Genomic DNA, 13,040 nt, shown 5'->3' with positions numbered 1-13,040 from the left:
TAGACCCAACCCCCAGACCCAAAAAAACCGGAGATCGGGGAGAATTCACCCAAGTGCCCCCCGTAGGTAACCGTTCAAACTTCCCTCACTTATCAAGGAACAATCCGGGTTTTCAGTCTTTTTCCAGGGGGGAGTGAATGATTACCCCCGCACAACTTCTGAGGGTTGCTCGATGGTGACTTCGATCGGGTTTGGCTGTCTTCGATCGATGATCTTTAAAGCCGTTCGACTTTTTCGATCGGTTTTTCAATTAACTGTTTCGGAAAGCATTTTTCTCAATGGGTATTCGATCGGGTGTTCGATCGAATCTGGGGCATGCCGATGGGGGTACGAGACAAAAAACGCTGATGCGTCAATAGCAATGGACAATGGGAACTCAAGCTGACTTTCTCTAGTTCGATCGGGAGATTGCCGTTGTCGATCGCCTCAGATCCGACTAAAGTGAAAGGTTGACGGCTCAACTACCGACGCGAAATTGCCGATATGGATCTGCTGCGATCGCTTCCCCTCGGACTGTACCTCGAACAACCCATTACCTGGTTGCACCGCCTCGATCCGAGAGTGAAACTGGTTTGGTTAACGAGTTTTTTACTCTCTCCCATTTTGGCAACGGTGCAGTGGCGTCTGTTTTTGGTGGGATTGCTGATTGTTTTGACGATCGCGGCGCGCATTCCTCTGCGAGTTTGGAAGCAGCAAATGGGATGGCTGCTCGTCTTTTGTGCGATGATTTTTTGCATTAGCGCCTTTGCCCCCGACGGCTTGCAAGTTTCCTACCAACCTCGCCTTCCTGCAGACGAACTTGCCTTTGCTCAGCAAAACGAACCCCCATCTGCGGTAGAAGCCGATCGCCGTCCCTGGTACGATCCGTTTGGTTTTGGCAAAACAACACCCGAGCGTTCAACACCGCAAACAACACCGGAAACCGATGGGGATGGAATCGCAATGCCTGAGTTGCCGCAACCGACATCCTATCGCTACGTTTTTTTCAACGAATGGATTCTGAAGATGACTCGCCGTTCTCTGGAGTTGGCGATCGTTACCAGTACGTTGGTGTTTACCCTCATTTACAGCACCAATTTATATCTTCTCACCACTGCTCCAGAAGCCATTACTGCCGGATTGGAAGATTTGATGCAACCGTTGCGCTGGTTCAAGTTACCCGTCACGGAAATTGCCCTAACGCTGACACTCTCCCTGCGATTTTTACCGTTAGTCCTCGAAGAAATTCAAAATCTCTCGAGATCGATCCAAACTCGGGGGATTAACTGGAATAAACTCGGGTTTCGGGGTGCGATGAAAATTTGGCCCATCGTTGCCGAACGCTTACTCGAAAATTTGCTGTTGCGTGCGGAGCAAATCTCCTGCGCAATGCAAGTCCGCGGATTTACGAGTCCCAACGAACATCGCGTCGAGTGGCATCAACTCAGGCTGGGGTGGATGGATCGATTGCTCTTAGGTGTTTTAATTGGATTTTGGATAGGACGATGGATCTGGGGGTAGAAGCCCGATATATTCCGCTATCTCCGGAATTAAAAAGCTTTTTTTTTCTAAGCTCTACCGCTTTTGGGTAGAAGGCTGTACTATGAGTTAGGGATTTTTTTATGAGTGTTTTTAATGCGGAGAGATCGGAGTGTTTCCTTCCGAACGAACTGAGCCGAGACTTTTGCGTGGGGAAGTTAACCTCTGAGTCTAGGCAAAATGGCCCATACGAATGCGTTCCCGATCGTATTTTCAACCGCAGTAGGGTTACGACACCACTTTACCTTCAGCAAAATGGCGGATGACGATGGTGCTGACCATCACCTAGTATTTATAAAACCAAACCTTCAGTGTAAATTTAGGCTTATATCTCCTTAATGATTGTAGCTTAAATCAACAGTAATAGTAAATATTTTAGAGTCAAATAAGGAGGTACCGAACCCGTACAAGAGTTTAAACTCTTGTACTATTTTTGCCACTCATTTCAAAAACTTTTTTCTAGACCCATTAATCGTTTTCAAGAACGATCGCACAAAATAAATGACCTATTTTACCAAAAGACTCAAACAACGTGATTCAGGTTGATTTCAGAAATCAATCGTTATGAACTGGATCGAGTTTTGAGTCGATCGAACCCTCTCAAGACTGGGAATGAACTCGAACCTTCAAACTGATTTTGCCAGTTACAATTATCAAACACCTACTTGATTGTCGAGCAAAGCCATGATTCATTATGGTTTTAGATGTTTAGCGAGATGAGAGACGATGACTAATCCGAAAGCATTATCTAATACTCCAGCTCCTTTGTCATGGTTGGAAAATATCGACACCTCTCCATCAATTAATTGTGAACTGGGTAAATCCCTTTTAAATTCCGATCGAAATTCTCTTGGATTTGGATTATCGATTGAAAAAATGAAAGATTTTAATAGAAGAAGAACGGAAATGATATCTCGAAAAAAAATCATTAATTTATTTATTCGATATTATATTAATGAAGATCGAAACAGCGTTCGAACTCTTTTAAGTACTCCCGCATCAAGTAGTGATTTTTCCGACGACCTATCGGCTTTAGATCGATCGATTACAATCGACCGAGAAATCGTGAAAAAGAAAGAGAAAGATGGCTCGATCGATGCTCTCAAAAAGCGACAAGGTTATGTGATGCGAGAGAGGATTGATGCCATAAACGAGCGCTTGCAATTGGGCGGGCATTCATTACTCACAGAAAAGGAAACTCTTTTAATCTACAAGAACTGGCCGTCAATCTACCAACTCGTTCGGGAGTCGATCGAGGAAGATGCTGGTAGCGAAAATACTACGCCATCCACTTTTCTGAGCGCCACATCAGAATTTTTGCAGTAATCGAACCCGGGGGTAGATGTAAATATGGGTATGACGAATTCGCACGTACTTCTTTGTGCCCTAGTACTGAGCCATACTCATTCTGATGGGTCATTGGTGTAGGAGTCGCAATCGCTAAAATCGCCCGCGACCACTGAGTTTGACCGATTCGTAACTAAAATCTGGAAATTTACCCAAGCCCAACGGTAATCGGTGAGAAACCGCGATACACTCTTAGATCGAAAAAGCCAAACAGATCGAAATCATGGTAGCGGTAGCAATTCTTGCGGCGGGACGCGGCACTCGGATGAAATCTCACTTACCCAAAGTGCTGCATCCGTTGGGGAGCAAGTCCCTCATCGAGCGGGTCTTAGAGAGTCTATCGATCGTTTCTCCCACGCGATGTTTCGCCATCGTCGGTTACGGTCGAGAGCAAGTGCGATCGCAACTGCAATCGTACCCCAACATTGAATTTGTCGAACAAACGGAACAACTCGGTACCGGACACGCCGTTCAACAGCTACTACCACACCTGAAAGGATATACGGGAGATTTGCTCGTTCTCAATGGCGACGTTCCCCTCCTGCGTCCGGAAACCCTCGAATTGTTCGTCACCACCCATCGCGATCGCCAAAACGCCGCTACCATCCTCACAGCACAAATCCCCAACCCCCAAGGATACGGACGAGTGTTTTGCAACGGTCAGAACGTCTTTCAGCAAATCGTCGAAGATCGCGACTGTACCGACGCACAAAAGCAAAACCGTCGCATCAATGCCGGCATCTACTGCTTTAACTGGTCGAAATTAGAGGACATTTTGCCGCAACTCCAAGCCAACAACGACCAGGGGGAATACTATCTCACCGATGCGGTAAATTATCTCGATCCGGTAACGGTGGTGGATGCTCCCGATCCGGAAGAAATTTTTGGCGTGAACAGTCGCCAGCAACTGGCCCAGGCCTACCAAATTTTACAGGCGCGGGTCAAAGATAAGTTGATGAGTGCTGGGGTGACCCTGATCGACCCCGATAGCGTCACTATCGACGATACGGTACACATGGAACCCGATACCATCGTCGAACCCCAAACCCACCTGCGGGGCCAAACCACTATCGGTTCGGGATGTCGCATCGGTCCTGGATGCTCGATCGAAAACAGTCAGATCGGCGAAAACGTAACGGTGCAGTACTCAGTAATTTCCGATAGTGCCGTCAAATCCGGTAGCCGCATCGGACCCTTCGCTCACCTCCGGGGGGCTGCCGATGTTGGCGAAGGCTGCCGCGTGGGGAATTTTGTGGAAATCAAGAAATCCCAAATTGGCGATCGCACCAATGTCGCCCATTTATCCTATCTCGGGGATGCCACTTTAGGCGATCGGGTCAACGTCGGGGCCGGAACGATTACCGCCAACTACGACGGTGTTAACAAACATCCGACCCACATCGGCAGCGGTACGAAAACCGGGGCCAATAGCGTCTTCGTTGCGCCAGTGACCGTCGGGGAAAACGTCACCATCGCCGCGGGATCGACCATCGCGAAAGATGTCCCCGACAAAAGTTTGGCGATCGCCCGTTCTCGGCAGACGGTCATCCCCGACTGGCCGATGAAGACTCGCAAGACCGAAGAGAAGTAGCACTCCACTTGCATCCGCGAGAGCTGGGTGGGAGAGGGATAAGAGAGAGGGGGAGACAAGGGAGACCAGGAGGACAAGGGAGAGGGAGAAGACGTGGTGAAACGGTGATGCCGTGATGAGAGACAAGGGAGATCGAAAGTATCAATTCCTCATTCTCTCCCCCTGCTTCCTCTGCTTCCTCTGCCTCCCCCGCCCCATTTCCTAAAATTAAGACACTTCCGCCGGAGAAACCATCGCCGGTATCTCTTCAAGCAGAGGTGGCACTTCTCCTTCCTTTACCGGATTTTCTCCCAAGGTCACCCGAACGAATCCGGCCAGTATCGGGTGAGGTTTGTTGGGGCCCGACTCGAATTCGGGGTGGAACTGGGTGGCGATAAAGAAGGGATGGTCTTTGAGTTCGATGATTTCTACCAATCGCCCGTCGGGAGAGGTGCCGCTGACGACAAAACCCGTCTCTAAAAATTGATTGCGATAGGTATTGTTAAACTCGTAGCGATGGCGATGGCGTTCGTAGACCACCTCTTGCTGGTAAAGCGCAAAGGTGAGAGTATCGGGCATCAGCCGGCAGGGATACAATCCCAGGCGCATGGTTCCCCCCAAATCCACCACGTCTTCCTGTTCCGGCAGTAAGTGAATGATGGGATTGGTGGTCTCGGGATCGAATTCCGAACTGTTGGCCGACTCCAAACCAGCCACGTGACGGGCCCACTCGATGGCGGCACACTGCATTCCCAAACATAACCCTAAAAAGGGAATCCGGTTTTCCCGAGCATAGCGCACGGCAGCCACTTTCCCATCCACACCGCGCACCCCAAATCCACCGGGAACGACGATACCCTGTACCCCTTCGAGATAGGTTTTGGGATCGTTAGTTTCCAGGTTCTCCGAATTCACCCAGCGCAGGTTGATATCCGCTTCGTTGGCGAGAGCCGCGTGGCGCAGGGCTTCTACCACTGATAGGTAAGCATCAGATAACTGCACGTATTTGCCGACGATGGCAATCTCCACTTTCTTTTGGGGATGGTACATGCGATCGACCAACGTCTGCCATTGGGTTAAGTCGGGGACTCGCTGTTCCAGGTGCAACAATTCCAAGGTGGCCTGGGCCAATCCTTCCTGTTCCATAATCAGGGGCACTTCGTAGATACTACGGGCATCTTTGGCAGTAATCACGCATTCGACGGGAACATCGCAAAATTCCGATAATTTTTCCTTCATGCCCTGTTTGAGGGGGCGATCGCACCGACACACGAGCATATCCGGTTGAATACCGATCGATCTTAACTCCTTCACCGAATGTTGCGTCGGTTTGGTTTTCATCTCCCCAGCAGCCGGAATCCAAGGCATCAGCGTCACGTGGATGTAAGCAATGTTGTTGCGCCCCACATCTTTGCGAAACTGGCGAATGGCTTCCAAAAACGGCAGAGATTCGATATCTCCCACGGTGCCGCCAATCTCGGTAATCAGCACGTCAACGTTGGTATGGCGGGCAACGCGCTGGATGCGTTCGCGAATCTCGCCAGTGATGTGGGGAATCACCTGAACGGTTCCCCCCTGGTAATCTCCCCGACGTTCCTTATTAATTACCGCCTGATAAATCGAACCGGTGGTGACGCTGTTGAGGCGAGACATGGACGTGTCGGTAAATCGCTCGTAATGTCCCAAATCCAAATCCGTTTCCGCCCCATCCTGGGTGACGAAGACTTCTCCATGTTGAAACGGACTCATCGTACCGGGGTCGACATTAAGATAAGGATCGAGTTTGAGAATGGAAACGGAGTAATTGCGCGACTTGAGCAGCCGTCCCAAACTAGCGGCGACAATTCCTTTCCCAATACTGGAGACAACCCCACCCGTAACGAAGATAAATTTGGTCATCGAAACTCAATCGCAACTCAGCTATATGGAAGCACCAGGGTTCATTGTGCCACAGAAGGAGAAGGGAAGCGTTTGCAAGTGTGTGGTTTTCACCACCAACATCATCTTCCCATCCCCCACTGACTGCGGACTGGCGATAAAATGGCCGCAAAGTAACAATCTTCAAACAACCTTCAAAATTGCGAACCCAAGGCTTTTCGAGTCATCCCTGGGTTCGTTCGCGGTTTAAAACCGGTACGCTCTTACTCTTTAACCACGCCAAAATACAACGCCGCATACTCGATAATGCTCGCTTCGTGGGGTTGCAACTCCGGCAGATTAGTTTTCAGAGTTTCCCGCACCGCTTGCGCAAAGATGGCATAATCTTGGGTCTTATTCTTGACGAACGGTTCGAGTTTCTTAATCAACTCGTAGTTACTCTCGATATTGACCTTCCGAATTGCCTTTTCCATGGGTGGGGCATTGGGGGCTTCAATTTCGGGTAACACCCGACTGACAAAGGTCACCCGATGCATAATCCGCCAGCACTTGGGCTTTTTATCGCTTTGGTTGGCCTGACGCAACGCCACGGCATTGGGAGCATCGCTTTGTTCGAGCCAAATCGGATCGACCACCTTATTGAAAAAGTCCTCGAAGTTATCTTTGGTGGGTTCGAGATAGAACGACATAAAGCGGTAAGCATCCACTTTACCCGGACGTAAGACGGGATTTCCCTCCTCATCGTAGGCTCCACCACCTTCGTTAATCCGACCTTGGTACTTCTTCCGTTCGGCATCGGTATTCACGTACAGTTGAATATCGCATTCCGGTTCGACTTCCACCGTTAAGCCAAAAGATTTTTCCGTCTCTTTCCCCTTCGTTTTGACAGTCTCCACGTGACTTCCGAATAACGCATCCATTGAAAACTCCATGCCAACACTACCCGCACTAATCCCCATATCGATCGTGGCACCCATCGCTCCAGCGAAGGAATAGGAACCGGTAGTGGATTCTTGAACCGATTCCATCACTTCGGTAGACTCTGAGAAAAAGCCACCATCGGCGGTCCAAACGTAGGTATTCACCAGATTTCGCGAGGCCAGACTCTTGGGAATCTCGTCGCTGCTCGTATTGCCGCCAGCATCCACACCGTAACTTTGGTAATAGGTCTGAAGTTCCTGTTGTTCCCGCTCGATTTTCTTTTTCAGGGTGTAGGCTTCGATCGGTTTAAAGTAGCTGTGTTGACCGTAAGTACTGGCATTGGCATAATCCGGGTCGCATTGAACGCTGCCATCTTCCTTGAGACCGACTTTGCCATCGAGCGTGCCCTGTTTGGTGTAGGTATTGTTCAACGGGAAAGTAATAATATTCCAATCCTTGGGAATATCGGGATTCGGTTGCATCCGGTAAGACACCAGGGCATTATTGTGAGCGAGACGCAAGGCAAATACGTCCATCGTATCCGACTGAACCAAGGCAAACCCCGTATTCGCCGGAACGAAACGCCGACCGACAGCTGGATTGATTTCCGACCCAGCCTGGTCCCAACTTCCCCGCAACTCCAAGCGACTGGTTTTGGTGGCATTGCGGCCGTAGCTGACACTCGACTCGCTTAACTGGCTGTTGGAAAATTCCAGAGTATTGCGCACCCCGGCGGTGCAGTTGACATCGGCAATTTTCGTCGTCACTCCAAATCCAGCCTCAACTTCGATATCGACCCCCGTGGCGAGTGAGGTTTCGATCGCCGTATCGAATCCCTCTTCCTTGGAGGCGGCATAGAAGTAGTTGACGGCTTCGGCTTCTTCCAATTCTACGGAACTACAGCCGTTGTAATCCTCAAACTCACCCATTATCATACTGGTTGCGGTGAGGTTTTCGCTCGGCACCGGCGGCGCACCTTCGATATAGCCGATAATTTGCGGGTCGGCTTGCACTTGTGCGATCCATTCCGTGACCAAATTACCCACTTTGTAGCCGGTGAGCAAATGCCACTGACCGTTTTTGATGTAGCCGTAACAGCGCTTGTGAACCCCCGTGAGGTTGCCGTCGATATCGTATTGCAAATCGCCGTATTCCCCGACCGCCGGACGAGAGTGAATGATATCGTGAAACTGAGTACTGACGCGGGCTAAAGCCGACTGGACTTGGGCGATGTCATTACTCACCGGAGCCGTGGAAATCACTTCTGTCGGTTGGTTGCTGCCAATGCCAAAGGCGAGATGGTTCCCCAGTAGAGAGCGATCGCTCAGTTCGGTCTCGTTCTCTAAATCGAAGGTATAGTAAGCAATCAGATCTTCTTTTTCCCCTTTGAGACGGGTAAACAGGTTATCCTGAATTTGCTCTTGGGTGCGGGAAACTTTCCAAATCCGAATTTCTTCGAGGGTGCCCGAAAAGCACTCTTGCAAACCCCGGTTTTTACTCGCGCCGAGGCTGAATTGTTCCTCACCCCACGATGGCTTTTGTTCCATCTCTTCGGTTTCGATGGGAGAGCCATTCCGATACAGCAAGAGCATCGAGGCTTTGGGATCGGGGTTTTTCGTCCACTGCGCCCCTTTGACGATCGCGTGATTGCTGCTTTTCGCATCGTAGGCGATATTTCCCTCTTTTTCTTCGAGTCGCCACCAGGACACCAATCCTTCTTCGTTTCCTTGCACCCGACGGCAGATATTTTCCGGAGGTAGGGCTTGATTCCAAAGGCGAATCTCGCTGATGATGCCTTCGAGATAATGTTCCTGGCCGTAACTGTAGGTTTTGCCAATTTCCAGGGGAAGGGTGTTGCTGCCAGCATCTTCTCCATGGTAGGTGTGAGACCCCGCTAGATTTTGCTCGAGGTAGAAGTCAATTTCCGTCCATTGCTTCACTCCTCGACCTTCGCTGGTCGGAACTTCAATTTTGTGCTGGCGCGTGAGGGCAATTTTCTGAAAAGCCCCGGCTTTGAGAGCTTGGGAAGATTTGTACTCGTGGCGGCTACCGTCTTTATCTTCAAAGGCAAAGACCATTTTGCCATCGGTATCAACATACAAAGCGTAGGTCACCGACTCTTCGGTGCCGTCGCTCAAATGACCTTTGGTCAAAATACCCTGGGTTTGGCTGAAGTTCTCCAGTTTCAGGAATACCTCAACCGTCAAATCTCGCCCGAGATCGAGGGTGGTATTGTGGTCGCAACTGAGGGCGTCATCCCCTTTAAATTCCAACGCATAGGACTGGTAATAAACCGCCGCAATATGCTCCCACTGACCGAAGGTAATCGATTGTTGGGTTTGCTTAAATTGCTGGCCTACGCCTGCAAACAGGGTGTAGGGAGCTTTCAGGGGTGAGGCTACGTTCCAGGGACTGCTGTAGGGATTTCCGTGATTGCCATTGGGAGAATAATCTTTCGCACCGTCTTCAAAATGCCAATACCCCACGAGTCCCGTTTCTTGCCCGGTGAGTTGGCGGTTCATATCCGCTTGAATGTCGGCTTGAGTCCGCACCTGATTCCAAACGCGAACTTCATCCACCTCACCGTGGAAGTAGTAGTCCCCACTGCGTTCTGTGGCTCCAGCCCCAATGCGTAAAGGACATTTCGTATTCGGCGAGAATTTAACGTCCGATTGCGATGCCACCAGCTCGCCATTAACGTAGAAATCCATTTGCTCGGATTTGGGGTTATAGGTTCCGGCTAAATGCGCCCAAATTCCTTGTTCGTAGCTTCCTCCGACGATTCCTATCCATTTATGACCGACACCCAGCCAAAACGCCCATTTGCCAGCATTGGCATAGAAGATATAACCTTGTTGCGGGCCGTCGTTTCTGGAGGTGAGAGGAGACATATGACCGCTTCCACCAGTGACTTTCGCCCAGACTTCGATAGTAAATTCTTTGGGATTTAACTCGGCTTTGTAAGGGACATCTACTTTATCTTGGCGACCGTCAAAGGCGAAGGCCGAATTGATGGCTTTGGCTTGAACTCCCAGGGTGTACGCAGAAACCCGCGAATGATGGTGAATAATGCGGGTTGTATCCCCACCGCCGCTACCGGGTTGTATCCACGCTTCGAGGGTGAGGTTATTATCGGCATCAAATTTTGCCAGTTTGGATAAATCCACAGTACTGGTAGGTTGAGCCGAACCCGTTAGACTCTCAGGAGGGGGCACTTCCTGGGGTCGTCCGCTGGGGGTTCCGTGATTGCCGTAGCCGGAGTAGTCTTGAACACCCTCGGCTTCAAAGCGCCAGTAACCGACGACACCGGGTTCGTTACCCAGCAATCGCTGATTCATTTGGTTTTGAATGTCGGATTGAGACCGAACCCGATTCCAAACGCGGACTTCATCGACTTCTCCGTGGAAGTAGTAGTTACCGCTTCCTTCTGTAGCTCCAGCTCCAATGCGCAGGGGATATTGAGTATTGAGGGAGTATTTAACGCCATCCACCGAACCTGCCAACTCACCGTTGATGTAAAAACGCATTTGCTCGGATTGCGAGCTGTAGGTTCCGGCTAGATGGGTCCAAGTTCCTGGCGCGTACTTGGGACCAACCAGGGCTTCCCAACGATGACCGATACCCACCCAAAATTCCCAGGTTTGGCTGTGGGCGTTGGCGTAGAACATATATCCTCGTTGGGGATAATCGCCTCGGGACGTGAGGGGAGACATATAACCGCTACCCCCGGTGACTTTCGCCCAAAATTCGATGGTAAATTCTTTGGGATTTAACTCGGCTTTGTAGGGAACATCTACTTTATCTCGGCGACCGTCAAAAGCCAAAGCCGAACCCGAGGGTTTGCTTTTTTGCTGCTCTTCGAGACCTGACTTCGGTGGCAGTCCGACATAATCGTCGTCGCCATCGAAGGTGAGGGCTTTACCGGGGGATTGCGCCACCCACTGACAGGGTTTATCTGGACTGATATTGGTGTCGTAATAGGCGGCAAAAAACTGATTTTCAATGCCTCGGAAGTACAGTCCCAGTTGACCGGTGGCACTTTCGGAGAGCAAAGGCGTATCGCGAGTCCAGGCAAAGTCGAGCAGTCCCCCGGAAACGGTGAGTCCCAAGCTATCGGTATGCAGCAGGGACATCGGCAAAGCAATCTCAGCTTCCTGTTGCTCTAGGGTGGGGGCAACAATCTCGGGTAACTCGATTTTCTCGGGAACTTGGGCCAGTTGACCTTCGCGAGAAATGGCAAAATCTAAGATGCTGATGTACTGTCGGGCTTCTTCGTCGTTGGGGTCTGCGGTGGCAACGGCAAGCATCATGCGGGCATTGCGTTTGACGGGTTTTTCTTGCTGGTCGTAGCCGGTTGCTTGTTTGTGCTGTTGATAGTACACAATGGTCGAGAGTCCGGATTCGATGCTACGACCCTTAAACTCAAAACTGCTCCGACGAATCCCAGAGTTATTACCCAGGGGAATTAAATCTTTTTCGGTAAACGGACAGGTTCCCGGCTGCCGCTCGAAAACGGATTTTTGATATTGGGGGTCGGGACTGGTGTAGAACTGCGTGCCTTTGGTCTTAAAGAGTAAATCGACCGCACGTTCGACGTTGAACGAGTCAATTTGTCCGGTTTGGCTATTGTGGGTGAAAATCTGCCAACGCTGTATCCCGGCAATCTGAGTCGGCAGTAACAAGACGCTAAACCGCCCATCGCGCAAGTTTTTAACAAAGTCTAATTCCTGAGTTGGCTCGAAGAAGGGTTTCTTCTCCATGTCCTGAGCCCCTAAACTATCTTTGTTACTCTGGGGGCGATATTTGTTACGACTGCGTTTGTAACGGACTTCCCGCGTGGGCTGTAGTTCTGTCCCAGCCAATACAAAACGATCGACGAGTAAAGTATCGTTAACCAATGGCACTTTGTTGCCATCTGCGTCTACAACCGGGCTGCCATCGGTATTGCGGGCATAAACGATCTCCTCGTGTTCGGCATCGATAGACTGCCGGAAAATATAGATATATTTGCCATCGGAGAGGGCATCAAAAGGCGCTTCTGCGGTAAGACGGGCAGTTGTCGAGAGGAAGGGGTCGATTTCCTCGGGACGCAGGGTTCCGGGTTCGGCTTCGGCACGGCTGCCTTTTTTGACAACGGGCATCTTCACCGGGTCAACCACACCATAACCGACCTGTACGATTTCATTACTGAAACGAATTTGTTTCGGGTTTTCTAACCAATAGTGAACGTCGAGGGGACTTTTGGCATCGTCGGTATTATCGAGATTCAACACTGAGTAATAGATGTGCCGCAAATCGTCCATGGCAAGTGCCACAATTTTACCTTTATGGCGCACCATCGCCGCGTGCTTGTAGGTTTTATCGGCGTAGGTTTTGAGGAAGTTATTGGTAATTGTCATGAATCAAACGATCTCGGTTAGCTCAACAATGAATTCAAGTTGATAATTAGCTCAACTGCACATAATTTTTCATCGCAAATCATCCGAATAATATATTTTAAAATAGTCTTCGTGAAGATCGATTAATGGAATTAAATTTGCTTACTCAGGAAAGATTTAGTTGTCAAAAAAGTAGCACAACGTGAGTTTTCTTTTAGGGCAAAATCGAGAGCGATCGAACGAGTAAATTAGGTTTTTACTCATTTTTGGAAAACGGCAGAATAACGATTTGAGCCGATCCAAAACTGGCGTTAGCACAAGCTTGACGAAGAGCGATGGATTCTCTAGAGAGAATACGAGGCAAAAATATGCCTCTAGAGAGAACGATCGATATTCGATTTCATCTTAAAACCACACTATGTTTAACG

General features: G+C 49.8%; 5 protein-coding genes. 3 read left to right on the top strand and 2 right to left on the bottom strand.

Translation table 11 applies throughout. The annotated features are described in order from the left end of the window. Positions 1 to 483: 483 nt before the first annotated feature. From AC2215_RS25830 to glmU, 3 genes are all read left to right on the top strand, one after another. Positions 484 to 1,500 (top strand): energy-coupling factor transporter transmembrane component T family protein, encoded by a 1,017-nt coding sequence (locus AC2215_RS25830; protein WP_486812907.1) that lies wholly within the window; start codon positions 484 to 486, stop codon positions 1,498 to 1,500. Between the two features lie 744 nt (positions 1,501 to 2,244). After that, positions 2,245 to 2,844 (top strand): hypothetical protein, encoded by a 600-nt coding sequence (locus AC2215_RS25825; protein ID WP_486812906.1) that lies wholly within the window; start codon positions 2,245 to 2,247, stop codon positions 2,842 to 2,844. 244 nt (positions 2,845 to 3,088) lie between these two features. Next, entirely contained in the window at positions 3,089 to 4,456 is a 1,368-nt protein-coding gene (gene glmU, locus AC2215_RS25820) for a bifunctional UDP-N-acetylglucosamine diphosphorylase/glucosamine-1-phosphate N-acetyltransferase GlmU (RefSeq protein ID WP_486812905.1), read from the top strand. Positions 4,457 to 4,663: 207 nt separating this feature from the next. On the opposite strand, the gene pyrG is transcribed toward glmU, so the two are convergent. Then, positions 4,664 to 6,334 (bottom strand): CTP synthase, encoded by a 1,671-nt coding sequence (pyrG, locus tag AC2215_RS25815; RefSeq protein WP_486812904.1) that lies wholly within the window; start codon positions 6,332 to 6,334, stop codon positions 4,664 to 4,666. Positions 6,335 to 6,576: 242 nt separating this feature from the next. Continuing rightward, positions 6,577 to 12,633, bottom strand: coding sequence for a LamG domain-containing protein (locus AC2215_RS25810; RefSeq protein WP_486812903.1), 6,057 nt, complete (start codon positions 12,631 to 12,633; stop codon positions 6,577 to 6,579). Between the last annotated feature and the right edge of the window lie 407 nt (positions 12,634 to 13,040).

It is taken from the genome of Zarconia sp., assembly GCF_057467645.1.
Note: the sequence above shows the minus strand (reverse complement) of the source record. Positions and strands in the feature narration are given on the sequence as shown.

Bases quoted from the DNA above. Each gene is read 5' to 3' on its own strand.
- AC2215_RS25830 (WP_486812907.1), top strand. From the start codon at position 484: ATGGATCTGCTGCGATCGCTTCCCCTCGGACTGTACCTCGAACAACCC.
- AC2215_RS25825 (WP_486812906.1), top strand. From the start codon at position 2,245: ATGACTAATCCGAAAGCATTATCTAATACTCCAGCTCCTTTGTCATGG.
- glmU (WP_486812905.1), top strand. From the start codon at position 3,089: ATGGTAGCGGTAGCAATTCTTGCGGCGGGACGCGGCACTCGGATGAAA.
- pyrG (WP_486812904.1), bottom strand. From the start codon at position 6,334: ATGACCAAATTTATCTTCGTTACGGGTGGGGTTGTCTCCAGTATTGGG.
- AC2215_RS25810 (WP_486812903.1), bottom strand. From the start codon at position 12,633: ATGACAATTACCAATAACTTCCTCAAAACCTACGCCGATAAAACCTAC.